21 protein-coding genes are annotated in these 24,602 nt (G+C 56.0%); 13 read left to right on the top strand and 8 right to left on the bottom strand.

Features of this window, described 5'->3' with window-relative positions; translation table 11 throughout:
• The first annotated feature begins 80 nt into the window (after positions 1–80).
• The 8 genes from mdh to lpdA all read left to right on the top strand — a co-directional run bounded on the left by mdh (position 81) and on the right by lpdA (position 10,882).
• A complete protein-coding gene (gene mdh / locus PJL69_RS16395) occupies positions 81–1,043 on the top strand; it encodes a malate dehydrogenase (RefSeq protein ID WP_271310625.1) in 963 nt (320 codons plus the stop codon).
• A 166-nt stretch (positions 1,044–1,209) separates the two neighbouring features.
• On the top strand, positions 1,210–1,638 hold the full coding sequence (locus PJL69_RS16390) for a hypothetical protein (protein ID WP_271310624.1): 429 nt from the start codon (positions 1,210–1,212) through the stop codon (positions 1,636–1,638).
• 278 nt (positions 1,639–1,916) lie between these two features.
• Entirely contained in the window at positions 1,917–3,110 is a 1,194-nt protein-coding gene (gene sucC / locus PJL69_RS16385) for an ADP-forming succinate--CoA ligase subunit beta (RefSeq protein ID WP_271310623.1), read from the top strand.
• 5 nt (positions 3,111–3,115) lie between these two features.
• Positions 3,116–4,003, top strand: coding sequence for a succinate--CoA ligase subunit alpha (sucD, locus tag PJL69_RS16380; RefSeq protein ID WP_271310622.1), 888 nt, complete (start codon positions 3,116–3,118; stop codon positions 4,001–4,003).
• A 227-nt stretch (positions 4,004–4,230) separates the two neighbouring features.
• Complete coding sequence (locus PJL69_RS16375; RefSeq protein WP_271310621.1) at positions 4,231–7,191, top strand: 2-oxoglutarate dehydrogenase E1 component; 2,961 nt, start codon at positions 4,231–4,233, stop codon at positions 7,189–7,191.
• 3 nt (positions 7,192–7,194) lie between these two features.
• A complete protein-coding gene (gene odhB / locus PJL69_RS16370) occupies positions 7,195–8,685 on the top strand; it encodes a 2-oxoglutarate dehydrogenase complex dihydrolipoyllysine-residue succinyltransferase (RefSeq protein WP_271310620.1) in 1,491 nt (496 codons plus the stop codon).
• A 331-nt stretch (positions 8,686–9,016) separates the two neighbouring features.
• Entirely contained in the window at positions 9,017–9,406 is a 390-nt protein-coding gene (locus PJL69_RS16365) for an MAPEG family protein (protein ID WP_271310619.1), read from the top strand.
• 78 nt (positions 9,407–9,484) lie between these two features.
• Complete coding sequence (gene lpdA, locus PJL69_RS16360) at positions 9,485–10,882, top strand: dihydrolipoyl dehydrogenase (RefSeq protein ID WP_271310618.1); 1,398 nt, start codon at positions 9,485–9,487, stop codon at positions 10,880–10,882.
• 165 nt (positions 10,883–11,047) lie between these two features.
• Here the strand turns inward: lpdA and PJL69_RS16355 are convergent, their stop codons facing one another.
• The 3 genes from PJL69_RS16355 to PJL69_RS16345 are packed head-to-tail and all read right to left on the bottom strand — an operon-like array spanning position 11,048 to position 13,367.
• A complete protein-coding gene (locus PJL69_RS16355) occupies positions 11,048–11,791 on the bottom strand; it encodes a lysophospholipid acyltransferase family protein (RefSeq protein WP_271310617.1) in 744 nt (247 codons plus the stop codon).
• Positions 11,791–12,693 carry a cell division protein FtsX gene (locus tag PJL69_RS16350; RefSeq protein WP_271310616.1) on the bottom strand — a complete coding sequence of 301 codons (903 nt, stop codon included), beginning with the start codon at positions 12,691–12,693 and terminating at the stop codon, positions 11,791–11,793. Before PJL69_RS16350 ends, PJL69_RS16355 begins: the two co-directional genes overlap by 1 nt.
• Positions 12,690–13,367, bottom strand: a complete 678-nt coding sequence (locus tag PJL69_RS16345) for a cell division ATP-binding protein FtsE (protein WP_271310615.1) — start codon at positions 13,365–13,367, stop codon at positions 12,690–12,692. The genes PJL69_RS16350 and PJL69_RS16345 overlap by 4 nt, the downstream gene beginning before the upstream one ends.
• Positions 13,368–13,511: 144 nt before the next feature.
• Here PJL69_RS16345 and PJL69_RS16340 point away from each other — a divergent pair, with 144 nt between their 5' ends.
• A complete protein-coding gene (locus PJL69_RS16340) occupies positions 13,512–14,576 on the top strand; it encodes a zinc-ribbon domain-containing protein (protein ID WP_271310614.1) in 1,065 nt (354 codons plus the stop codon).
• Between the two features lie 41 nt (positions 14,577–14,617).
• On the opposite strand, the gene PJL69_RS16335 is transcribed toward PJL69_RS16340, so the two are convergent.
• From PJL69_RS16335 to argH, 5 genes are all read right to left on the bottom strand, one after another.
• Entirely contained in the window at positions 14,618–17,137 is a 2,520-nt protein-coding gene (locus tag PJL69_RS16335; RefSeq protein ID WP_271310613.1) for a TIGR02302 family protein, read from the bottom strand.
• An 84-nt stretch (positions 17,138–17,221) separates the two neighbouring features.
• Entirely contained in the window at positions 17,222–18,487 is a 1,266-nt protein-coding gene (gene lysA, locus PJL69_RS16330) for a diaminopimelate decarboxylase (protein WP_271310612.1), read from the bottom strand.
• A gap of 100 nt (positions 18,488–18,587) precedes the next feature.
• Entirely contained in the window at positions 18,588–18,905 is a 318-nt protein-coding gene (locus PJL69_RS16325) for a DUF2834 domain-containing protein (protein WP_271310611.1), read from the bottom strand.
• A 119-nt stretch (positions 18,906–19,024) separates the two neighbouring features.
• A complete protein-coding gene (locus PJL69_RS16320) occupies positions 19,025–19,222 on the bottom strand; it encodes a hypothetical protein (protein WP_271310610.1) in 198 nt (65 codons plus the stop codon).
• Between the two features lie 131 nt (positions 19,223–19,353).
• On the bottom strand, positions 19,354–20,745 hold the full coding sequence (gene argH, locus PJL69_RS16315) for an argininosuccinate lyase (RefSeq protein WP_271310609.1): 1,392 nt from the start codon (positions 20,743–20,745) through the stop codon (positions 19,354–19,356).
• A 22-nt stretch (positions 20,746–20,767) separates the two neighbouring features.
• Here argH and PJL69_RS16310 point away from each other — a divergent pair, with 22 nt between their 5' ends.
• From PJL69_RS16310 to PJL69_RS16295, 4 genes are all read left to right on the top strand, one after another.
• Positions 20,768–21,367, top strand: a complete 600-nt coding sequence (locus PJL69_RS16310; protein ID WP_271310608.1) for a TlpA family protein disulfide reductase — start codon at positions 20,768–20,770, stop codon at positions 21,365–21,367.
• 55 nt (positions 21,368–21,422) lie between these two features.
• The gene (locus PJL69_RS16305; protein ID WP_271310607.1) at positions 21,423–22,049 is read left to right on the top strand and encodes a hypothetical protein; all 627 of its coding nucleotides are present in this window, start codon (positions 21,423–21,425) and stop codon (positions 22,047–22,049) included.
• A gap of 197 nt (positions 22,050–22,246) precedes the next feature.
• On the top strand, positions 22,247–23,089 hold the full coding sequence (locus PJL69_RS16300; RefSeq protein WP_271310606.1) for an EAL domain-containing protein: 843 nt from the start codon (positions 22,247–22,249) through the stop codon (positions 23,087–23,089).
• A 195-nt stretch (positions 23,090–23,284) separates the two neighbouring features.
• Complete coding sequence (locus tag PJL69_RS16295) at positions 23,285–24,460, top strand: acetyl-CoA C-acetyltransferase (protein WP_271310605.1); 1,176 nt, start codon at positions 23,285–23,287, stop codon at positions 24,458–24,460.
• The last annotated feature ends 142 nt before the right edge of the window (positions 24,461–24,602 follow it).

Here is a 24,602-nt window from a genome sequence, read left to right as displayed (position 1 = left end):
CCTCACGTGCAAACACTTGCGTCAAAGCCGATTTCGACTTAAGCCACCCGCGATATTTAACCGGACCGGAGACAGATCCAATGGCAAGACCTAAGATCGCCCTCATCGGCGCAGGCAACATCGGCGGTACCCTCGCCCACCTCGCTGCAATCAAAGAACTTGGCGACGTTGTTCTTTTCGACATCGCAGACGGCCTGCCCCAGGGCAAGGCGCTCGACATCGCGGAATCCGGCCCTGTTGAGAAAATCGACGCCGCGATGTCCGGCACATCCGACTACTCCGCCATCGCTGGTGCAGACGTCTGTATCGTGACTGCCGGTGTGGCCCGTAAGCCAGGCATGAGCCGCGACGACCTTCTGGGCATCAACCTGAAAGTCATGAAGTCCGTAGGCGAAGGCATCCGCGACAACGCGCCAGACGCATTCGTGATCTGCATCACCAACCCGCTCGACGCGATGGTTTGGGCTCTGCAGAAATTTTCTGGCCTGCCAACCCACAAAGTCTGCGGCATGGCAGGTGTTCTGGACAGCGCACGCTTCCGCCACTTCCTGGCCGAAGAGTTCAACGTGTCCATGCGCGACGTCACCGCCTTCGTTCTGGGCGGCCACGGCGACACCATGGTGCCTTCCGTGCGCTACTCCACCGTTGCAGGTATCCCTCTGCCAGACCTGATCGACATGGGCTGGACCACGCAGGAGAAACTGGACGCCATGGTTCAGCGCACCCGCGATGGTGGCGCAGAAATCGTTGGCCTGCTGAAAACCGGCTCCGCGTTCTACGCACCCGCCGCCTCCGCCATCGAAATGGCCGAAGCCTACCTGAAAGACCAAAAGCGCGTTCTGCCATGTGCCGCCTACTGTGACGGCGACCTCGGCGTGAAAGACATGTATGTTGGCGTGCCAACCGTGATCGGCGCTGGCGGTGTTGAGAAAGTGGTGAACATCAAGCTCAACAAAGAAGAGCAAGAGATGTTTGACACCTCCGTAAACGCTGTGAAGGGCCTCGTGGACGCCTGCAAAGGCATCGACAGCTCACTGGCATAAGCCGGACGACAAACTTAAAGGGCCTGCGACATGTTTCGCAGGCCCTTTTTTTGTGCCTGCACACAACAGATCATTGATCTTCTTGCCCGAACACGGGTTAACTCACCTCCAACGGCGCCTGACAAACGTGCCATATTCCTATCGAATTCATATACATGGAGGCACGATGACAACCTCGCTCGCAAAAAGCTTAACACTGGGCGCACTGATCACCCTTGCAGGCTGCACATCCGCCGCCCTGCGCAACCAGCCGGGTGACACCGCTGACCACAACATCCGCAGCGGGCCACAGACACAAGCGCCAACCACCCCTGGACCAAACGACGACACATCTCGTCAGAGATCTGCGCCTTTAACCGGCGCAAACGTTTCTACGGGCTGCCGATCTGGCGAAACTCTGATCCGCACATCCTCGGGTGCGACGTCTTGCACACGAACGAACGCAACAAATATTATCGTTGGGGACACGCCAGCCCTCGACCCCGCTTTGTTTGAAACCTTGCAAGCGCAAGCGGCACAGACCGGCCAACCTGTCGCATATACCGACGGTGACCTGACAATCACTGTGAGCCCGGCACCTTCGTCTGGCCAGTGAGTTTCGCGTCCGATCGCTCTGAATAAGACATGATCTAAAGGCTTCGCCCGTTATCGTTAACGCTGCACTGCAATACGAGTCGTTGCTCCAACCCCTTATTTCACTGACAATTTAACAAAATTGTTCTCGGTAGAATTGGTCAAACCGCATTTGTGATCACAGCTTTTCTAACTGTGATCACAAATAACGAAAAATCCACCTTCTTTTTCGAATTTGCTTATCGACTGCTTTGGAGTGTGTCAAAACGCCGCCAATCGCAGCAAGATGGGACCAGTTCTATGAACATCCATGAATATCAGGCGAAAGCCCTGCTTCGCTCCTACGGCGCCCCGGTGTCTGAAGGTCGCGTTGTTCTGAAAGCAGAAGACGCCAAAACCGCCGCTGGTGAACTTGACGGCCCACTGTGGGTTGTTAAAGCACAGATCCACGCAGGTGGTCGCGGCAAAGGCACCTTTGAAGAAGCTGATGCAGGCGAAAAAGGCGGTGTGCGCCTTGCCAAGTCGGTTGAAGAAGCCGCCGAAGAAGCCAAAAAGATGCTGGGCCGCACCCTTGTGACCCACCAGACTGGCCCAGCGGGCAAACAGGTCAACCGCATCTACATCGAAGACGGCTCCGACATCGAGCGCGAACTTTATCTCGCCCTGCTCGTGGATCGCCAGACCTCCCGCGTGTCTTTCGTTTGCTCCACCGAGGGTGGAATGGACATCGAAGAAGTTGCAGCCGCAACTCCTGAGAAAATCCTCTCCTTCTCCGTTGACCCAGCCACCGGCTATCAGGCCTACCACGGCCGCCGCGTTGCCTTTGCTCTGGGCCTTGAAGGCGCACAGGTCAAAGAATGCGTGAAGCTGATGGGCATTCTCTACAAAGCCTTCATGGAAAAAGACATGGAGCAGCTGGAGATCAACCCTCTGATCGTCATGCCAGGCGGCAAACTCAAAGTGCTCGACGCCAAAGTCGGCTTTGACGGCAACGCCATCTACCGCCACCCAGACGTGGCCGAGCTCCGCGATGAAACCGAAGAAGACCCCAAAGAGCTTGAGGCGTCCAAGTACGACCTGAACTACATCGCTCTGGACGGTGAAATCGGCTGCATGGTGAACGGCGCGGGTCTCGCGATGGCCACCATGGACATCATCAAACTCTACGGCGCAGAGCCAGCCAACTTCCTCGACGTAGGCGGCGGTGCGACCAAAGAGAAAGTGACCGAAGCGTTCAAGATCATCACCTCTGACAAAAACGTCAAAGGCATACTCGTGAACATCTTCGGCGGCATCATGCGCTGCGACGTGATCGCAGAGGGCGTTGTGGCCGCAGTGAAAGAGGTTGGCCTCGAAGTTCCGCTGGTTGTGCGCCTTGAGGGCACCAACGTGGAGCAGGGCAAGGAGATCATCAATACCTCTGGCCTGAACGTGATCGCCGCGGACAACCTGTCTGACGGCGCAGAGAAAATCGTCAAAGCGGTGAAAGGATAACACCCATGGCAATCCTCGTAGACGAAAACACCAAGGTCATCTGTCAGGGCTTCACCGGCTCTCAGGGCACCTTCCACTCTGAACAAGCCATCGCATATGGCACCAAAATGGTCGGCGGCGTGACCCCGGGCAAAGGTGGCATGGAGCATCTGGGCCTGCCGGTCTTTGACTCCGTACATGATGCGAAAGCAAAAACCGAAGCCAACGCTTCTGTGATCTATGTGCCGCCCCCCTTCGCGGCAGACTCGATCCTCGAAGCGATCGACGCGGAGATGGAACTGATCATCTGCATCACCGAAGGCATTCCTGTGCTGGACATGATGAAGGTGCAGCGCGCGCTGGAGAACTCTTCCTCCCGCCTGATCGGCCCAAACTGCCCAGGTGTTATCACACCTGACGCCTGCAAAATCGGCATCATGCCGGGCCACATCCACAAGCGCGGCTCTGTGGGCGTTGTGTCCCGCTCCGGCACCCTGACCTACGAAGCGGTGAAACAGACCGCAGACATCGGTCTGGGTCAGTCCACTGCTGTGGGCATCGGCGGCGACCCGATCAAAGGCACCGAGCACATCGACGTGCTGGATATGTTCCTGTCTGATGACGAGACCCAGTCCATGATCATGATCGGTGAAATCGGTGGTTCTGCCGAAGAAGAAGCCGCAGACTTCCTTGCCAACGAGCGCAAGAAAGGCCGCTGGAAGCCAACCGCTGGCTTCATCGCGGGCCGCACAGCGCCTCCCGGCCGCCGCATGGGCCACGCCGGTGCGATTGTTGCTGGTGGCAAAGGTGGCGCAGAAGACAAGATCGCCGCAATGCAAGAAGCAGGCATCATCGTTGCAGACAGCCCAGCCGGCCTCGGCGAAGCTGTGCTCAAAGCGATCGAGCTGGGCTAAATTGTCCGCTCGCACGGCACATATGCAAATGTTCAGCGTCCGAGCCTCATAGGTTCGGGCGCTGTCCCGCATAAGCGTCGCGCAGATAACTGAAAGGTGAACGCGAATTTCTGTGTTTCAAAGCGAACCGCGCTAAGTGTTTTGAAACGTTCCCGCGTTCATCTACCCCGACATGCCCTATTTGGGGCCAAAATCAAAACCGGTCCCAGTCTCCATGAGGTGCCATCATGACCGAACAGTCGCCTAACGATATCTTCCATGCCTCTTCCTTTATGCAGGGGCACAATGCGGAATACCTCGAACAGATGTATGCCCGCTACGCCGCCGACCCAAATGCGGTCGATGCGACCTGGCAGGAATTCTTCCGTCAGCTCGGCGATGCGGAGCTTGACGTCAAAGCTGAGGCCCAGGGCCCAAGCTGGCAGCGCACCGATTGGCCACAACAGCCCAGTGATGATCTGACATCCTCGCTGACCGGCGAATGGGCAGAACCCGCCGAAGCGAAAGCGGCAGGCGACAAAATTAAGGCCAAAGCAGCCGAAAAGGGCGTTGAGGTCTCAGACGAGGCGGTCAAACGCGCGGTGCTGGATTCAATCCGCGCCCTCATGCTGATCCGCGCCTACCGTATTCGCGGCCACCTGATCGCTGACATCGACCCACTGGGCATGCGGGATCAGACGCCGCATCCAGAACTTGATCCCAAATCCTACGGCTTCACAGAAGCAGATCTGGATCGCCCCATCTTCATTGACAAGGTGCTGGGGCTCGACATCGCCACTATGCGCCAGATCATGGCAATCGTGAAGCGCACCTACTGTGGCACCTTCGCGCTGCAATACATGCACATCTCCAACCCCGAAGAAGCGGGCTGGCTGAAAGAGCGTATTGAGGGTTATGACAAAGAAATCACCTTCACCCGTGAGGGCCGCAAAGCCATCCTGAACAAAATGGTTGAGGCGGAAGGTTTTGAGAAATTCCTGCACGTGAAATACATGGGCACCAAGCGCTTTGGTCTGGACGGCGGCGAAAGCCTCATTCCAGCCATGGAACAGGTGATCAAGCGCGGCGGCAACCTCGGCGTCAAAGAAATCGTGATCGGCATGCCCCACCGTGGCCGCCTGTCTGTTCTGGCCAACGTGATGCGCAAGCCTTACCGCGCCATTTTCAACGAATTCCAGGGCGGCAGCTTCAAACCTGATGATGTGGACGGCTCCGGCGACGTGAAATACCACCTCGGCGCCTCCTCTGACCGTGAATTTGACGGCAACACTGTCCACCTGTCCCTGACAGCAAACCCCTCCCACCTTGAGGCGGTGAACCCCGTTGTGCTTGGCAAGGTCCGCGCAAAACAGGATCAGCTGAACGATGCGCAACGTACTGCTGTGATGCCTGTTTTGCTGCACGGCGACGCGGCCTTTGCAGGTCAGGGTGTTGTGGCCGAGTGTTTCGCCCTCTCCGGCCTGCGTGGCCACAAAACCGGCGGCACCATGCACATCGTGGTGAACAACCAGATCGGCTTCACCACCGCACCGCACTTCTCTCGGTCTTCGCCTTACCCAACAGACAACGCTCTGGTGGTTGAGGCGCCGATCTTCCACGTCAACGGCGACGATCCAGAAGCTGTGGTCCACGCCGCGAAAGTGGCCACCGAGTTCCGTCAGAAGTTCCAGAAAGACGTCGTGCTCGACATCTTCTGCTACCGCCGCTTTGGTCACAACGAGGGCGACGAGCCCATGTTCACCAACCCGGTGATGTACAAGCGCATTAAGAAGCAAAAAACCACGCTCACCCTCTACACCGAACGTCTGGTGAAAGACGGCCTCATCCCAGAGGGCGAGATCGAAGACATGAAGGCCGCCTTCCAGGCCCATCTGAACGAAGAGTTTGAAGTCGGCAAAGACTACAAACCCAACAAAGCAGACTGGCTGGATGGTCGCTGGTCCCACCTCGACAAACGCGGTGAAAACTACGAGCGGGGCCAGACCTCGATCAAAGAAGAAACCCTTGCAGAAATCGGCAAAGCGCTGACCTCTGTGCCAGAAGGCTTCCCGCTGCACAAAACCGTGGGCCGTCTTCTCGACACACGCGGCAAAATGTTTGAAAGCGGCAAAGGCTTTGACTGGGCAACCGCAGAAGCGCTGGCCTTCGGCTCTCTGATGACCGAAGGCTACCCAGTTCGTCTGGCCGGTCAGGACGCCACTCGCGGCACCTTCTCTCAGCGCCATTCCGGCATTGTGAACCAGGAAACGGAAGAGCGTTACTACCCGCTCAACAACATCCGTGCCGGCCAAAGCCAATACGAAGTGATCGATTCCGCGCTTTCTGAATATGCGGTGCTTGGCTTTGAATATGGCTATTCGCTGGCAGAACCAAACGCGCTGACCCTTTGGGAAGCCCAGTTCGGTGACTTCGCCAACGGCGCGCAGATCATGTTCGACCAGTTCATCAGCTCCGGCGAAAGCAAATGGCTGCGCATGTCCGGCCTGACAGTCCTTCTGCCGCACGGCTTCGAAGGCCAAGGCCCAGAGCACAGCTCCGCGCGTTTGGAACGCTTCCTGCAGATGTGTGGCGGGGACAACTGGATCGTGGCCAACTGCTCGACCCCAGCGAACTACTTCCACATTCTGCGTCGCCAGCTGCACCGGACCTTCCGCAAGCCGCTGATCCTGATGACGCCAAAATCGCTGCTGCGTCACAAGCTCTGCATTTCCGAAGCGGAAGAGTTCACCAACGGCTCCTCTTTCCACCGCGTACTGTGGGATGACGCCGAAAAGGGCAACTCCGACACCCAGCTGAAGAAAGACAAAGACATCAAACGCGTCGTGATGTGCTCCGGTAAGGTCTACTACGATCTCCTGGAAGAGCGTGATGCACGCGGCATTGATGATGTCTATCTGATGCGGATCGAACAATATTACCCATTCCCGGCGCATTCGCTGACCAAAGAGCTTGAGCGTTTCAAAGACGCTGAAATGGTCTGGTGTCAGGAAGAGCCAAAGAACCAAGGTGCTTGGAGCTTCATTGAGCCCAACATCGAATGGGTACTGACCCGCATCAAAGCAAAACACACCCGCCCGACTTACGCAGGCCGCGCAGCTTCCGCGTCGCCCGCCACCGGTCTGGCAAGCCAACACAAGTCACAACAAGCAGCGCTGGTCGATGCCGCGCTTACCATGGAAGGAAACTAATCCATGACCGAAGTCCGAGTCCCCACCCTAGGCGAGAGCGTCACCGAGGCAACTGTCGCGACCTGGTTCAAAAAGCCGGGTGATGCAGTCGCGGTGGATGAGATGCTGTGTGAGCTGGAAACCGACAAAGTCACCGTCGAAGTACCAGCGCCAGCCGCTGGTGTGCTGGGCGAAATCGTTGCTGGCGAAGGCGAAACCGTTGGCGTTGACGCACTGCTGGCCACAATCAATGCTGGCGAAGGCGCTGCTCCGGCGCCTGCCGCAGCAGCGGCACCCGCAGCGGCCGCTCCCGCAGCATCTGGCGCGGAAGCCGTGGATGTCATGGTTCCAACCCTTGGCGAGTCCGTCACCGAAGCCACCGTGTCCACATGGTTTAAAGCCGTGGGTGACACCGTTGCTCAGGACGAAATGCTTTGTGAGCTGGAAACCGACAAGGTTTCTGTAGAAGTGCCAGCCCCAGCCGCAGGCGTGCTGAGCGAAATCCTCGCGCCTGAAGGCACCACCGTTGATGCCACCGCCAAGCTCGCCATCATCGGTGGCGCATCTGGCGCAGCGGCAGCCGCGCCTGCGCCCGCTCCAGCTGCGGCGCCTGCCGCCTCTTCTGACGTGGAGAACGCCCCCTCTGCCAATAAACTGATGGCGGAAAAAGGCATTGATCCAGCCGCTGTCACCGGCACTGGCCGCGATGGCCGCATCATGAAAGAAGATGTCATGAAAGCTGCGCTTGCCCCTGCTGCCGCTCCGGCTCCCGCCGCGGCTGCTGCACCGCGCGCACCTGTTGCTGCAGAAGATGCCTCTCGCGAAGAGCGCGTGAAAATGACACGTCTGCGTAAGACCATCGCAAAGCGTCTGAAAGACAGCCAGAACACCGCCGCCATGCTGACCACCTACAACGAGGTGGACATGACCGAGGTGATGGCACTGCGCAGCCAGTACAAAGACCAGTTCGAAAAGAAGCACGGCGTGCGTCTTGGCTTCATGTCCTTCTTCACCAAAGCGTGCTGCCACGCTCTGAAAGAAGTGCCAGAAGTGAATGCGGAAATCGACGGCACCGACATCGTATACAAGAACTTCGTACACATGGGCGTTGCTGCTGGCACTCCAACAGGTCTGGTTGTGCCTGTGATCCGCGATGCGGACAGCATGTCCTTTGCTGAAATCGAAAAAGCGATTTCCGAAAAAGGCAAGCGCGCCCGTGACGGCAAACTGTCGATGGCGGAAATGCAGGGCGGCACCTTCACCATCTCCAACGGTGGTGTATACGGCTCCCTGATGTCTTCCCCGATCCTGAACCCACCACAGTCCGGTATCCTGGGCATGCACAAAATTCAGGACCGTCCAATGGCAATCAACGGCCAAGTGGTGATCCGCCCGATGATGTATCTGGCGCTCAGCTATGACCACCGCATCGTCGACGGCAAAGGCGCCGTGACCTTCCTCGTGCGCGTGAAAGAAGCACTGGAAGATCCACGCCGCCTGCTCATGGATCTGTAAAACACATGCGAGGCTGGAGAAAACTCCAGCCTCGCAAGCTTCGACCACTGGTACAAAGCTAAAACGCGCATTCAAACGCTTTAAGTCTTGCAGGAGGTAAAACCGATGATCTTCGAGAAAGAGCACGCCTCTTTTTCTAGCTCTGAAGACTCCCAGACAAGCGCATCCCAGATGCAGCCAAGCCAGCGCTGTGCCCAAATCAGGGCCGTTGAAATGCACCGATATCGCACCTCCGCATTACCGATGCGATACAGCCGCGATACCGATGCAATACCGACGAGTGTTTTGCCCAAAACCACGCTGTCCCTTTTCCCTCACAAGACGCTATTCCATGACCTATGAACTGACCATTCTGACCTATGCAGCACTGCTTTGGGGCCTACAGTTCTTTGCTTACCTTGCGGTGAGCCACGGAAAAATGGATCTCGACTGGGCCATGGGACCACGCGATGAAGAAGGCAAACGCCCCGGCGCGTCCGGTCGGATGCACCGCGCCTTGAGCAACCACACCGAGGGCCTTGTGCTTTTCGCAATCGCCGCGCTCGTAGTCACAATCTCCGACCAATCCACAAACGTTACGGCCACTTGTGCCACCATATACCTGGCCGCGCGCCAGCTTTATGTTCCCGCCTACGCCCTTGGCTGGCAACCTTGGCGAACGGTCATCTGGATGGCTGGCTTTTTTGCCACCATGGCACTGCTCATAGCGGCACTTATCTAACTGATACGCAACAAAAATCCTTGAACCCTGGACAAAGAAGCCCCCTCGGTTCCCTCAAACCTAAAAAGGACCCCGTACATGGCAAACTATGACGTCATCATCATCGGCGCTGGCCCCGGCGGCTATGTTTCTGCGATCCGCTGCGCACAGCTGGGCCTGAAAACCGCCATCGTAGAAGGTCGCGAAACCCTCGGCGGCACCTGCCTGAACGTTGGCTGTATCCCATCCAAAGCCCTGCTGCACGCAACGCATGAACTGCACGAGGCAGAGCACAACTTCGCTGGCATGGGTCTGAAAACCGGCGCCGTGAAGGTCGACTGGGATCAGATGAAAACCTATAAATCTGAAGTGGTTGGTCAGAACACCGGTGGTGTCGAGTTCCTCATGAAGAAGAACAAGATCGACTGGCTCAAAGGCTGGGCCTCGATCCCTGAGGCCGGCAAAGTCAAAATTGGTGATGACGTTCACGAAACCAAAAACATCGTGATCGCCTCCGGCTCAGTTCCATCTTCACTGCCAGGTGTCGAAGTCGACAACGACAAAGGCGTCGTCGTGGACAGCACCGGCGCACTTGATTTGCCAAAGATCCCAAAGAAAATGACGGTGATCGGCGCAGGTGTGATTGGTCTTGAACTCGGCTCCGTCTATGCACGCCTCGGCTCCGAAGTGACCGTTGTTGAGTACATGGAGGCCGTCTGCCCCGGTATGGACGCCGACGTACAACGCACTTTCAAACGCATCTTGGAAAAGCAGGGCCTCAAGTTCATAATGGGCGCAGCCGTGTCCGGCGTGGATGCAGCCAAGTCCAAAGCTAAGGTCAAATACGCGCTGAAGAAATCTCCAGATACTGAGGAAACACTGGACGCAGACGTGGTGCTGGTTGCCACTGGTCGTAAGCCTTACTCTGAAGGCCTGGGACTGGACAAAATCGGCGTTAAAATGACCGAGCGCGGCCAAATCGCCACCAACGCCCACTGGGCGACAAACGTGCCCGGTGTCTACGCAATTGGTGACGTGATCGAAGGCCCGATGCTGGCACACAAAGCCGAAGACGAAGGCATGGCCGTCGCCGAGGTGATCGCAGGCAAACATGGGCATGTGAACTACGGCGTGATCCCAGGTGTGGTTTACACCACCCCAGAGGTTGCCACCGTCGGTGCCACCGAAGCCGCGTTAAAAGCCGAAGGCCGTAAGATCAAAGTTGGCAAGTTCAACTTCATGGGCAATGGCCGCGCCAAAGCCGTGCATCAGGCCGATGGGTTTGTAAAACTCATTGCAGATGCCGAAACCGACCGCGTGCTTGGCGCTGCGATTATCGGCCCTGCAGCGGGTGACATGATCCATGAGATCTGTGTAGCGATGGAATTTGGTGCATCCGCACAGGATATCGCCCTGACCTGCCACGCGCACCCGACCTACTCCGAAGCTGTTCGCGAAGCCGCACTGGCTTGCGGCGACGGTGCTATCCACAGCTAAGATCTTGTTAGAGAGACAAAAAAGGCGCCTTAGGGCGCCTTTTCTTTTAGCGCTTTACTTCATAGCTTTTGCAGCGCGTGGTGCCCAAGCCTCGTCCTATGACGCGCGATTTTGTTCAAAAATTCAAAACACCGCGCGTCCTAAAGCGAGTCAAACTCTGAGATATCAGCGACGTACTGTATCTAGATCAAACCCAGCTTCTTGCATCAACGCGTTGGAGCGATCCTCAATGACAGCTTCCAGCTGCGTCATGAATTCTTTTTGGCTCAAACCCTGCTCAATGGGCGCCAAAAATTCCACCACAGCAAGGCCGGGTTTGCGCAACATGGTACCCTTGGGCCAAAACATGCCACAGTTTGTCGCCACTGGCACAGCGGTTTGGCCTGTCTCTTTATAAAGAGCGTAAGGGCCAACTTTATAAGGCACATACTCCCCGACAGGCACACGGGTTCCCTGAGGGTATATTGCCAGCTGGCCTGGAGGCACACGGCCACTTTCGACATCAGCCAGCATCGCCTTGATCGCCGCGCCGCGTCTTCCGCGCCTAACGGGTACACAGCCGAGACGCCACGCATATACCCCAATGATTGGTGTAAACAGCAGTTCGTATTTCATAATGAATCTGGGTTGAGGCAACACCTTGAAAATCATCATGATATCAAGAAATGACTGGTGTTTTGCGGGTATCAGAACAGCCCCGCTGGGCACCAGTCCACGCACTTCAGATCGAATACCAACAAGCCAGCGCGCCGTCCAAATAGCCCAAGTCGCGTAGGTGCGACATGCAGCTGTTGCGCCTTTTGGCGAAAACAGTGCCCAAGGGAAAAACAAGATCCCCATCAACAGCATCATGACCGCATTCTGGATGACATAGATGATCGACAAGACCCATTGTATTGCCAGTCGCATCAGCTCAACTCCGACAGTGTTTTGCGCGCCGCAGCACCCGTTGCAAAATAGGCCACCCCAACGGCGACAAAGGGTATCAGCGCTAAGAAAAACCACCCCACGCCCTCAAAGCCAAGACCAGTCAAAAACCCGGCTTCTTCTTGTGAGGAAGGCAATAGGAGGATTGCCAAAGCGCCCACAAGGGTTCCAACCACAGACCCGCTGAGCGCCCGCAACGCAAATCGTCGCACAAAAGCGGAAGCGATGTAGTCATCTTGCGCACCAATGAGGCGAAGCACAGAAATAACCTGTGCATTGGCGGCCAAGGCCGCATTCGCCGCAAGAGTAATCATCGCGGCCATCGCAGCACCGATCAGGACAATCGAAACCCAACCAAGCAATCGCAAGCGCATTGCAGCCTTTTCCAAGGGGCGCCGCCACCGTGTATGATCATCAAGCACAGCGCCGGGAACTTCTGCTTGTAAGCGCAAGCGCAGACCCGCTGCGTCATAGCCTTCGTCTGTTTCTACAATCTCGATCAATTGCGGGATTGGCAGCGTGTCTATTGGCAGATCAGGTCCAAACCAGGGCGCAAGCAGTTCACGCTGCTCTGCCGCACTCAACGCTCTTGCCGATGCGACCCCCGGAGTGCTTTCAAGCAATGACAGTGCAACAGCCGTCTGCGCATCCACTTGTTCAGTGGGCGCAGAGATACGCAGCGTTGCGCTTTGGGCAAGCTCTGCGCCCCAGCGCGCAGCCAACCGCCCGCTCGCAAGAGAAAGTGCAAGTGCAAAAACCGCAAGGAATGCCATCGCACCGGCAGCAAAAAGCGTGAGCTGCGCAGTAAAGCCGGTGGGCGGCACCACACGATCGGCTTGCACATCACCAACAACCAAAGACGAGAGACGACGCGCTTTACTCACAGATCCGCCCCCGCCAGCTGCAATTTTCGACCGGATATGCGCAAGACACGCGCTTGCACATGATGCTTTGCGGAGCGGATCAGATTGAGATCATGCGTGGCAATCAGAATGGTTTTGCCCATCTTGTTGAGCTCCACCAAAAGCTGCAGCAACCGTTGGGACATTTCCCAATCCACATTTCCGGTTGGCTCGTCAGCAAGAACAACGTCAGGCGACATAATGACCGCACGCGCCAGTGCCGCTCTCTGCCGCTCACCACCAGAGAGTTCGGGTGGCAACGCATCCGCACGGTGGCCGAGACCGACCCAACTCAATAGTTCCTTTAAGTTTGAATGCTGCTCTAGCGAGTCCCGTCCCGAAACGGTTAACGGCAATGCCACATTTTCTCGCAATGGCAAGTGATCCAAGAACTGGCAATCCTGATGCACAACACCAATTTGGCGACGAGTCATCGCATGATCATCACGAGACATGGTCCGTACATCTTTACCGAAAAGCTGCACCTGCCCCGCCGTCGGGATCAACGCACCATAGCAGAGCTTCAAAAATGTCGTTTTCCCAGACCCGGACGGGCCGGTCAGAAAATGAAAGGATCCCGGGGCCAGTTTGAGGGAAACATCATTCAACAGCTCACCGCCGCCGTAGCTATAGGCTATTTTTTCAAGTTCAATCACTGCGGGCCTCATGTATCCGGGCTGTTGTGCACGAGCATCGGCTCGGTTGCAATCCGTTCTACGCCTGCTTTGCACTTTCGCTATACTTCGTTACAGAATATGGTCCAGAGACAAGGATAAGAAGCTAGAGCGCAGGGGAAGACTATGCGGCTGACTTGCCCAAATTGCGGGGCGCAATATGAAGTGCCTGACGATGTCATCCCTACAGATGGTCGTGATGTGCAATGCTCAAATTGTGGCAACACATGGTTTCAGTTGCCAGCAGATCTTTCGTCTGAACTGCAAGAGCCTGAAGAACCAACAAACGAAAGCCCTGCACTGCAAGAGGAGCGCGCGGCCGAGCCACAGGCTGAAGAAGTGGCCGCGACAGACGATTTCATAGAAGTTGAGCCCCCGGAACTGACCATCGCGGAAGACACGGCAGATCGCGAAGACACATCAGAGCAAGATTCGGATGACGTAGATCTCGGTGGTACCGACTGGGATCTTGAAACCGAAGACCCATGGATGCCTGCGCATGGCGACACTGCTGCGACAAATGAAACGTATGAAGAAGAAGAGCTGAGCGACACACCTGCAGCTGCGCCAGGTGCCATTGCGCAGACCTCTGGTGGTAACGACGACACTGTGTCCCCTGATGACACCAATGGCCCTCGGCGCCGAGGGCTTGATGACTCTGTCGCGGATATATTGCGCGAAGAGGCTGCGTTTGAATCTCAGGCCCGTGCGGCCGAAGAGCCTCAAAGTCTGGAAACACAAGCGGAGTTTGCTCTGCCTGAGGCAGAGACCTCAGCCTATGATCCGGTGGAAGAGCGTTTGGACCGTCTCCGGGGACAAGATGAAAAACGCGCCAACGCGGCATCCCTGACTGATATTCGCTCGACACGTCGTGATCTGTTGCCAGACATTGAAGAGATTAATTCTACTTTGCGGAGCGCTTCGGACAAACCAAAACGCAAAGCAGATCCGCGCAAAGCAGAAGAGGCAGGCGCACGGCGCAGCCGAGGGTTCCGCCTTGGATTTGTTGCTGTCCTACTGATCGCAGCCGCTTCGATTTTTGTGTATAGCTCGCATGATCGGCTGAGTGCACAATATCCCGTAGCTGCACCTTACATAGAGAGTTTCATGACGTCCTCGAACCAGGCACGTATCTGGCTAGATGAAAAAATGACGCTGTTGTTTTTGAAATTAGACGAAATGACCGGCTAGTATATAACCAGACTGTTTCGTTTAACTCTGATGCGATACGCCTAGAATCGATCGAGCAAACGCTCCAGATAATTGCGTTCAATTTCGGGGCGCTCTGCCTCTCCAGCACGGCGTCGAATCTCATCAAGCAAGCGGCGCGCTTGGCGATACACATCTTCGCCTTGCAGCAATCCTTCCTGCGTTCCTGCAGCACCGCGATTGCCTTGGCTGCGCCCAAGCGGATCCTGCGCGTTGCCTTGCGCCTCTGCAGTGCCTTGCTGGCCATCTTGCTGCTGCTGAGCCATTGCCTCACCCAAGTTGCGCAGCCCTTCGCGCAGGGCATCCATGGCTTCGGCTTGTCGGTCTATAGCCGTCGCTAAATCATCTTGGCGCAACGCGTCTTCAGCGCCCTGCATAGCGCCTTCGGCCTGATCAAGCGCCTCACGGGCAGCGTCGCCTTCGGGCGTCCCCTGTCCCGGCAGATTACCAAGCTGCCTGTTCAACTCTTGACGTAGAGCGCGCTGGCGATCTTCAAGTGCCTCGGATTGCCCCGGCTGCGCCCCATCAGACTGCCCCTCCTGACCTTCGCCCTCACCGCGCCCTTCAACGCCAGTGCCATCATGAGACTGGCCGCGCCCTTCGCCGCCATTAAAACCCTGGTTCTCGCTTGATTGGCCACTTTGTGCACCCGGGTTAAATTGCTCCTGCAACTCTCGGAACGCTTCGTCAGACAGACCTTGCTGCTCTCGCAAAGTATCAGCGAGCCCCTCCATAGCCTGCTCACCCTCGCCCTGCTGGCCCTGGCCTTGTGTGACACGCATATTCTCCATCATGCGCTGAAGCTCTTCCAACGCTTGCTGCGCTTCCGCCATCCGGCCTTGTTCCATCAGCTCTTGAATGCGGTCCATCATACGCTGAAGGTCATTTTGATTGAGCTGCATACGGTTCTGTGCAGTCTCTTGACTTTCCTGACCGTCGCCCTGCTGCGGCTCACGGCGGGCCAACTCTCGCAGGTAATCATCGGTGGCCTCTCGAAGCTCCTGCATCAGGCGTGCGATCTCGGACTCACTTGCGCCATTCTTCATCGCTTCGGAGAGTCGTTCTTGCGCTTGCCGAAGCCGTTCAGCCGCGTCGCCAAGCGCACCGTCTTCCAGATCCAAAGCCAGCGCCCATAGCGCTTCTGCAAATTCATCTCGCTTCTCGCTGCTCAAACCATGCGTTAGGTTTGTTTCAAGCCGCGTCAGTATTGTGCGAAACCGAAGGTAATCGGTTTCCTGCTTGAAGACGCCTTCCTCCGGCCGGTGCGAAATCGCGCGCATCAACTGCGCAACACGCGCGCCATTGTCCTTTGACCAAAGAAGATCGCGCCGCAATTCTATGATCGCTGCCGCCAGAGGATCAAAAAACCGTCGGGCCGGCAGATCGAACCGCATAGGCCCTGTCGTACCCGTAAGCCCTGCGTCGTCTTTCACCGTAAGTGTCACCTCAACCGGCAAATGCGCCCAGGGATGCTTTGAAAAATCTTCAATGAGAACTTCTTGGAAATAAACTCGATCCCCTGAGATCGGGAGTGGCAGCGGGACGTCCACGTCAGGTCTTGCCTCTGGCGGAACGCGCAGGCCATATTTGCGTTCGATTGCGTCGAGATCCAAGCGCACAGTGGCACTGCCACCAACAACGCTATAGTCATCAGTCGCTTCAAACGGCAGTGTCATTTCTCCGCGGCCAGATGTCTCGGGTTGCGCAAGCGCCATCACTGTTGGGGCGCCATCTGGCAGCAAAGCGATGTCCCAGCGCGCGCCGCCGGGTCCCGCGATATCAAGCATTCCAGATTGCGTAACCTCAAAGCTCTGTTCGGCATCCGCCGCGCTTTCGACAGGCCCGGTGCGCCCAGAAACTGTTTCTGCAACCGTTAAAGCACCGACTTCCCCATAAAGCCTCAAAAGCACATGACTGCCCTCGGGGAGCTCCAACGCCCCTTCCGACAAGTCGTTCAAATAGAGAGCCGGCTTTCCTGTGTAGGACGGAGGCTCAATCCAGCCTTCCCATGCCGGACCACTCGCCAGCGCACTCCCACGTGGCGTGCCGAGATCTTGGATGGTCGTGAGATTTGCGGCCGAACCAAAAACCAGCGCGACCATGAGAAACAGCATCGCAATATGGCGCAAACCAAATGGATCAAGATAGGAAATCTGCAGGTTCGGCTGAACGACCTTCGCGCTTTCAGTGCGCGTCACCATGCGCCCCTGATGTGCCTGCCAAAGCGCCTCGGAAGCGGCATCGCCTCTTCCAACAGCAGGAGTGTCGCGCAGCGCTTGAAGTGGACGACCAGGCAGAGTTGCATCCAGCCGTGCCTCTGCGATTTCCTGAGTCGGGAAAACAAAACGCCGCGCGCCGATAGCCACTGCACAGGTTAGGCTCACAACCGCCAGAACGCCTCCAACCCACGTGACTTCTAACGGTAAGACCTCGTGCACTCCGGTCATGAGCGCCGCGAGCACAACGATAAGAATGGTCCAGACGGGCCAGAACGCACGGGTCAGCGATTCTGCAAAAAGTCCCAAACGAGTCAGAGCAATCACTCTGCCAAGTCGTTTTAGTGCAACTTGAGACCCGTTTTTATTGACCACTTCACTCCCATCCGCATCGCAATGGGCCGATAGGCCCTATAACCATTCTGGGATGCTATCGCGATTTATCATCTCTTCATAGCTTGGGCGTCGGCGGATAACCGCAAATTGATCGCCGTGCACTAACACCTCTGGTATCAGAGGACGCGTGTTGTATTCGCTCGACATCACGGCCCCGTATGCGCCCGCGCTTCGAAATGCGACCAGATCACCTGCCGCCATTGGCGCCATTTCACGCTCTTTCGCAAAAGTGTCGCCGGTTTCACAGACAGGGCCAACAATATCATATTGTGCAGGCTCTTGGCCTGCGGCCGCTTCTTGCACTGGCACGATATCATGGTGTGCTTCATACATCGCGGGGCGGATCAGATCATTCATCGCGCCATCAACGATCAGAAACTCGCGATCCTCACCGGATTTCACATAAATCACCTTGCTGACCATGATTCCGGCGTTTCCAGCGATAAGCCGGCCTGGCTCAATCTCGATTTCACACCCCAAGTGGCCGAGCTCCCGCTTGACCATTGCACCGTATTCAACGGGCAGTGGCGGCGCTGTATTTGAACGCTCATAAGGAATTCCAAGGCCACCGCCCAGATCCAATCGTTTGATGTCATGGCCATCTGCGCGAAGTGTTTCGGTCAGCTCTGCCACCTTACGATACGCCGCTGCAAAAGGCTCTAATTGCGTGAGCTGACTGCCGATATGTACATCAATGCCAACAACCTTCAGTCCGGGCAATGATGCAGCGAGCGCATAGACTTCACGTGCACGGCTGATTGGAATCCCAAATTTGTTCTCTGACTTCCCGGTTGCGATCTTGGCATGGGTTTTTGCATCCACATCCGGATTCACACGGATGGTGATAGGCGCTTCGACACGCAGTCGCGTTGCAACAGCGCTGATCACAGCCATTTCAGGCTCACTTTCGACGTTGAACTGACGAATGCCGCCCATCAGAGCAGACGCAATCTCTTCTTCCGTTTTGCCAACGCCGGAAAACACGATTTTGTCACCAGGGACGCCTGCTGCTTTGGCACGCGCATATTCGCCGCCCGACACCACATCCATGCCGGCCCCAAGCGCAGCGAGCGTTTTTAGGATGGCCTGGTTCGACGCCGCCTTCATGGCGTAGCACACGAGGTGATCAGTGCCTTCTAGCGCTTCGTCAAAAAGGCGAAAGTGCCGTTCCAAGGTCGCAGTAGAGTAGCAGTAAAAAGGCGTACCAACTTCGGCAGCTATCTCTGAGACAGGCACGTCTTCAGCATGCAAAACACCATCGCGATAAAGAAAATGATCCATGGCCGTGCTCTCCTGAAGTCCCGTGCGCCGCTTTCAACCCCTCTTACGCGGCAGACATGCTCCGTTCAATCCTGCCAGCCATTCTTTCAGCAGAAAGACATCAGTTCCTTGGCGCTGAGCGCAAAAAGAGGAACAACGGCAGGCCGAAACTCACACCAACCATCCATGTTGCGGGGATCGCCAACAGCCCCCTCCAGTTGCGCCGGGTCACAGCCTCGTAAATCACCCAAACGGTCAGCACGATCGCCGAAATCACCAGATCCCAGTAGATCCCAGTCACTGCAGGATTTGCCTTCCACAAGGCGACCAATGCCGGAAGATCGAAGCCATTTTCAGCGATCCATGGACCAAAATAGCGCATCGGCATGATGGCACCCCAGATGGCCAAGCCAAGGTAAATCCAACGAATTATGGTCATAGTACCCCTTTGCTCGCACACGGAATTGTGTTTGCAGATCTTACGCAAATCGACTGCGCTCAGATCAAATTGATATGAATATCAAACCGTTCCGAAACAGCCAAACTGGATGCGTTCACTCAGCAACCATACCAGCGGCATCCACCGCCGATCGAGACACTGACAGTCCCATTGCTCAGACCAACGCTGCCCGAGGTGTGAACGCCATCAGATCCAATGCCAATGTTTGCATTGGCCCGTGGCTTAAATGGCTCCCCATCCGCACCGCAGGCGGCAACCGCCAGAAGGCTCAACACAACAAAAACGACTCGCAGCATCGGATCTTTCTCCCCAAAATACACTTGCAGATTTAACGCATTGCGCCCGCAGAGGCAAAACTATTGACCACTCGGCCAAAAGCAAAGCGCCCCGAAAACGTCGGGGCACACCCAATACACATCTGTGGAATTTAGCTCAGTTTTTCACGCCACGCAGTGATCTGTTCGCGCACTCTCTGCGGTGCCGTACCACCATAGGACATGCGCGAAGACACCGAATTGTGCACGCCCAGCACGCCGAATACATCATCCGTGATTGCGGCGTGAACGCTCTGCATGTCTTCCAACGTCAAGTCTGGCAGGTCGCAATTCTTGCTCTCCGCCATTGCGACCAAAGAGCCCGTCACGTGGTGTGCATCGCGGAAGGGCATGTTGAGCGCACGCACCAACCAATCAGCCAGATCGGTGGCTGTTGAGAACCCGCTACCAGCTGCCGCCTCCAGACTTTCACGGTTGGCGGTCATGTCTTTGACCATGCCCTCCATCGCCGCCAGCGCCAGCATAAGGTTGTCCGCTGCATCAAAGACCTGCTCTTTGTCTTCTTGCATATCTTTGGAATAGGTCAGCGGTAGCCCCTTCATCACCATCAGCAAAGCGGTATTGGCACCAAAAATCCGACCAATCTTCGCACGGATCAATTCAGCTGCATCCGGGTTTTTCTTCTGCGGCATGATGGAACTGCCGGTAGAGAACCGATCTGACAATTTCACGAACCGGAACTGCGCGGATGACCAGATCACCAGCTCTTCGGCAAAACGGCTCAAGTGCATCGAGCAAATGCTCGCTGCAGACAGGAATTCCAGCGCAAAGTCGCGATCCGCAACCGCATCGAGGGAATTTGCAGCCGGACGGTCAAAACCCAATGCCGCCGCCGTCATCTCCCGATCAATTGGAAAAGAGGTCCCCGCCAATGCGGCCGCACCCAAAGGCGATTCGTTCATCCGCACACGTGCATCTTTGAAACGGCTGAGGTCACGGCCGAACATCTCGACATAGGCCATCATGTGATGTCCCCACGTCACAGGCTGCGCTGTTTGCAGGTGGGTAAAGCCCGGCATCACCCAGTCCGCACCGACCTCTGCCTGCGCGACAAAAGCCCGGATGAGCGCCTCAATACCGGAAATCGCCGCATCAATTTGATCGCGCACCCAAAGCTTAAAATCGGTCGCCACTTGGTCATTCCGGCTCCGTCCAGTGTGCAAACGCCCTGCAGGCTCTCCTATAAGATCCTTAAGACGCGCCTCTACATTCATGTGAATGTCTTCGAGCGCGGTCGAGAATTCAAAGCTTCCGCTTTCAATCTCTGACAAGACCGTGAGCAGCCCTTCCCGAATAGCTTCCGCATCGGTATCTGTCAGGATGCCTGTCTTGGCGAGCATCGCCGCATGGGCCCGAGAGCCAGCAATGTCCTGTGCTGCCATTCGCTGATCGAACCCGATGGAGGCGTTAATCGCTTCCATGATGGCGTCTGGTCCAGCGGCAAAACGGCCGCCCCACATCTGGTTCGAGGTATCTTTAGTCATGAGCAGCCCTTTTGGAGCGAAAATGAAACGAAATTGGTCCGCGATGGTTTATACAGGCTTGGCAGCTTGCGCAATTGCTGCCTTCTCCTTTGTCACAGTCAGCGCGCCTGCGCAGGCTGCAGATGTCGACTACACAGCAGCCAAAGAGCTGCGTGATGGTGACATGCGAAAGCTGATTTTCCACCCAGCAGCTAAACAAATCTCGGAAAGCCCGTTCATCAACGGCGATGGTGGTGAAGCGACACTGCAGGACTACAAAGGCAAAGTGGTACTGTTGAACTTTTGGGCAACTTGGTGCGCACCATGCCGTCATGAAATGCCCATGCTTTCGGAGTTGCAAACACAGCTCTCAGGTGACGATTTCGAAGTGGTGACGCTTGCAACCGGACGCAACATGGTCCCGGCGATGGAAAAGTTCTTTGAAGAAATAAACGTGTCCAATCTGCCTTTACACCGTGACCCCAAAAGCACGGTCGCGCGCGAGATGTCTGTACTCGGTCTGCCTGCGACAGTCCTGCTGGATCGAGAAGGTCGAGAAATTGCACGTCTGCATGGTGATGCTGACTGGTCTAGTGAAACCGCGCGCGCAGTTCTGTCGAGTGTGATTGAAATTACGCAATAATGGTACTGAATTTAGCGGAGCTTTATTAACACCAGAACGATAAGGTGCCGCTGTGATGACCCGTTTGTTGTGCCTCATAATGCTGCCTTTGGGCGTCTTGCTGTCAGCAGAAATGCTGGCAGCTCAGTCTGTTGCAATTCAAAGCAATCGAAGCAAACTGGAGCAGATCAAAGACTTTTCTTTGAAGGGTGAAGCCAGATCTGAATTCAAAGAGTTTCGCCGTAAGTCAGAGTACTTCGGCAGCATCTATGTAAATCGTCCAGAACGCGTGGCGGGAAGCTTTCAAAACACCAATTCCGTTGAGCTCGCAGACTACTATGCGCGCGCGGCTTGCCAAGTAAAGTCCAAGAGACCGCAGAATTGTGTGCTCTACGCTCGTGTCAAACCTAGGAAATACAAACCCACAAAAAACACACAAACGCTTTCACGCGAAGCGAATATCGAATTCAAAGAGTATCTTCGCCTACAAGATCGCAAGCGGTTCGGGGCTTTTGCCGCCTCAGACAACGGTGCATTTGGCTACTCTTGGGCTGAGGCGTCATGGAAAGAGGCCGAACAAGAGGCGCTAAAGCGTTGTTCAAAATCGGCGCGCAAGCTCATGCGCAAAACGCCAAAACTTCTACGGCCGATCGTCGCGACCCCTTCCAATCACGGATGCAAACTTGTGCACAAGTCTGACTAATCAGACTCATACCCGCGGTTGCGCATTGGCTCTGCGTTCCAGCTTTGGAATACGCGGCCCATCTCAAGCTTCCAAGTTATCTAAAAATAAGCAGATTTACCGTCTGGCAAACGCTCCCGCGATAGGCTGTTTAAGTGTTGTTTCACTTGTCTGCACCTAAAATGCATAGCGCATCGTTAGAAAGTCGAGAGGCAGCTATGGGTCGCACGCCCAAAATAAAATCCGCCAAACCATCACGCGAGCACCGCAGCCCGCTTGCCTACGCTGTTGAAACGCGTGACTCTTCCGTCTTGGATATGGTGCGAGACGCCATTGCTCACAAGCAAGTTTTGCTTGCCTACCAACCCGTTGTGCAAGCCGCAAACACCAAGCGACCTGCCTTTTATGAGGCATTGGTGCGTGTTCTTGATGAAACTGGCCGTATCATCCCTGCAAAAGACTTCATGTCTTCCGTCGAAGACAGCGAGCTGGGTCGCCAGTTAGATGTCCTTTCGCTCGAATTGGGCCTTAAGGCGTTAGCGGAACAACCCAACCTGCGCCTTTCTGTGAACATGTCGGCACGTTCGATCGGCTATGCCCCATGGATGGAATGCTTGCAGCGCGGCCTGTCACGTACTGCAACCATTCCAGAAAGGCTCATTTTCGAGATTTCAGAGAAGTCTGTTGTCCAAGTTCCTGAAATCGTAAAGGGTTTCATGGAAGAATTGCAGCTTAAGGGCATGTCTTTTGCCCTAGATGACTATGCCAGTGGACTGACCACTCTGACAGTGTTTCGCGACTTCGACTTCGACATCATCAAACTCGACGGCTCATTCAGCAGAAACATTGCAAACGATGCCGCCAATCAGGTGCTCGCAAGCGCCGTAGCCGCAATCTGCGAGCGGTTTGATATGCATTCGGTCGCAAGCCGGATTGAAAGCCCAGCTGACGCGCAGATGATGACAGACCTTGGATTTGATTGCTTGCAGGGCTTTGCGTTTGGCGCGCCGACGATTTCGCCCCCATGGAAATCGCGCAAGGCACGATCCAGCGCAGCCTAAGAGCAAAAAGCCCCACTGCCGTGCCTGTCAAATCGGCGCCGATCCGCGCGCGAAGCAACATCCAGATCCGTGTGACACCCTGCCCGTTGCCGCACTGCGGCAAATGCGCTATCCATCTCAGAGAGGGAGCTTGGAGGCGTGGTCGAGGAGGACCAAAACCAAGTTCCACCCGGAATTTGGTAGAGGAAATTTTTCATGACAAACGTAGTGATCGCCTCCGCGGCCCGGACCGCAGTTGGAAGCTTCAGCGGATCATTCGCCAATACCCCAGCACACGATCTTGGCGCAGCTGTTCTTGAGGCGCTGGTTGTCCGAGCGGGGATCGATAAAGCAGACGTTTCAGAAACCATTCTGGGTCAGGTCCTGACAGGTGGACAAGGCCAAAACCCTGCGCGTCAAGCCCATGTCAATGCAGGCCTTCCCGTTGGAAGCGCCGCTTGGGGCATCAACCAGGTTTGTGGATCTGGCTTGCGCGCGGTGGCGCTTGCGGCACAACACATTCAACTGGGTGACGCGAACATTGTTGCTGCAGGTGGCCAGGAAAACATGACGCTCAGCCCGCATGTTGCACATCTGCGTGCAGGAACGAAAATGGGCGACGTAAAGTACATCGACAGCATGATCCGCGATGGGCTTTGGGATGCCTTCAACGGCTATCATATGGGGCAAACTGCTGAAAACGTCGCAGAGAAATGGCAAATCAGCCGTGATGCGCAGGATGCCTTCGCACTGGCGTCGCAAAACAAAGCTGAGGCCGCTCAGAAAGCCGGTAAGTTTGACGATGAGATCGTTCCCTTTACCGTAAAGACCCGCAAGGGCGACATCGTTGTGGACAAAGACGAGTACATCCGGCACGGGGCCACACTCGAAGCCATGGCCAAAATGCGCCCTGCGTTCACCAAAGATGGCACAGTCACAGCCGCCAACGCCTCTGGTCTGAATGACGGAGCTGCGGGCGCCCTTGTTATGAGCGCAGACGAAGCGAAAAAACGCGGAATTGAGCCTCTCGCGCGTATCGCCTCCTACGCCACGGCTGGCCTTGACCCATCCATTATGGGTGTTGGGCCGATCTATGCGTCTCGCAAAGCATTGGACAAAGCTGGCTGGTCTGCGGAAGATCTTGATCTTGTGGAAGCCAACGAAGCCTTCGCAGCACAAGCATGCGCCGTGAACAAAGACATGGGCTGGAACCCAGATATTGTAAACGTTAACGGCGGGGCCATCGCCATTGGGCACCCGATTGGCGCATCTGGCGCACGCATTCTCAACACACTGCTGTTTGAAATGAAGCGTCGCGACGCCAAAAAAGGTCTCGCCACGCTGTGCATCGGCGGCGGCATGGGCGTGGCTATGTGCCTTGAGCGTCCCTAAATCTGCGCCCCAATTCGTTTGAGAAAGCAAAGGGGCGCCCATGTGGCGCCTCTTTTTTTGCACCCAAGGGAGGACGACCTTCGCACAAGCAGAAAAAATATCTGCATCGCGGCATTTCATCGCGCAATTTTCTTGCGCAAAT

It is taken from the genome of Shimia sp. MMG029 (assembly GCF_027947445.1).
Taxonomy (GTDB): domain Bacteria; phylum Pseudomonadota; class Alphaproteobacteria; order Rhodobacterales; family Rhodobacteraceae; genus Shimia.
Note: the sequence above shows the minus strand (reverse complement) of the source record. Positions and strands in the feature narration are given on the sequence as shown.

Bases quoted from the DNA above. Each gene is read 5' to 3' on its own strand.
- lpdA (WP_271310618.1), top strand. From the start codon at position 9,485: ATGGCAAACTATGACGTCATCATCATCGGCGCTGGCCCCGGCGGCTAT.
- PJL69_RS16390 (WP_271310624.1), top strand. From the start codon at position 1,210: ATGACAACCTCGCTCGCAAAAAGCTTAACACTGGGCGCACTGATCACC.
- argH (WP_271310609.1), bottom strand. From the start codon at position 20,745: ATGACTAAAGATACCTCGAACCAGATGTGGGGCGGCCGTTTTGCCGCT.
- PJL69_RS16325 (WP_271310611.1), bottom strand. From the start codon at position 18,905: ATGACCATAATTCGTTGGATTTACCTTGGCTTGGCCATCTGGGGTGCC.
- PJL69_RS16365 (WP_271310619.1), top strand. From the start codon at position 9,017: ATGACCTATGAACTGACCATTCTGACCTATGCAGCACTGCTTTGGGGC.
- lysA (WP_271310612.1), bottom strand. From the start codon at position 18,487: ATGGATCATTTTCTTTATCGCGATGGTGTTTTGCATGCTGAAGACGTG.
- PJL69_RS16305 (WP_271310607.1), top strand. From the start codon at position 21,423: ATGACCCGTTTGTTGTGCCTCATAATGCTGCCTTTGGGCGTCTTGCTG.
- PJL69_RS16355 (WP_271310617.1), bottom strand. From the start codon at position 11,791: ATGCGACTGGCAATACAATGGGTCTTGTCGATCATCTATGTCATCCAG.
- PJL69_RS16340 (WP_271310614.1), top strand. From the start codon at position 13,512: ATGCGGCTGACTTGCCCAAATTGCGGGGCGCAATATGAAGTGCCTGAC.
- sucD (WP_271310622.1), top strand. From the start codon at position 3,116: ATGGCAATCCTCGTAGACGAAAACACCAAGGTCATCTGTCAGGGCTTC.
- PJL69_RS16375 (WP_271310621.1), top strand. From the start codon at position 4,231: ATGACCGAACAGTCGCCTAACGATATCTTCCATGCCTCTTCCTTTATG.
- mdh (WP_271310625.1), top strand. From the start codon at position 81: ATGGCAAGACCTAAGATCGCCCTCATCGGCGCAGGCAACATCGGCGGT.
- PJL69_RS16300 (WP_271310606.1), top strand. From the start codon at position 22,247: ATGGGTCGCACGCCCAAAATAAAATCCGCCAAACCATCACGCGAGCAC.
- sucC (WP_271310623.1), top strand. From the start codon at position 1,917: ATGAACATCCATGAATATCAGGCGAAAGCCCTGCTTCGCTCCTACGGC.
- PJL69_RS16295 (WP_271310605.1), top strand. From the start codon at position 23,285: ATGACAAACGTAGTGATCGCCTCCGCGGCCCGGACCGCAGTTGGAAGC.
- PJL69_RS16310 (WP_271310608.1), top strand. From the start codon at position 20,768: ATGAAACGAAATTGGTCCGCGATGGTTTATACAGGCTTGGCAGCTTGC.
- odhB (WP_271310620.1), top strand. From the start codon at position 7,195: ATGACCGAAGTCCGAGTCCCCACCCTAGGCGAGAGCGTCACCGAGGCA.
- PJL69_RS16320 (WP_271310610.1), bottom strand. From the start codon at position 19,222: ATGCTGCGAGTCGTTTTTGTTGTGTTGAGCCTTCTGGCGGTTGCCGCC.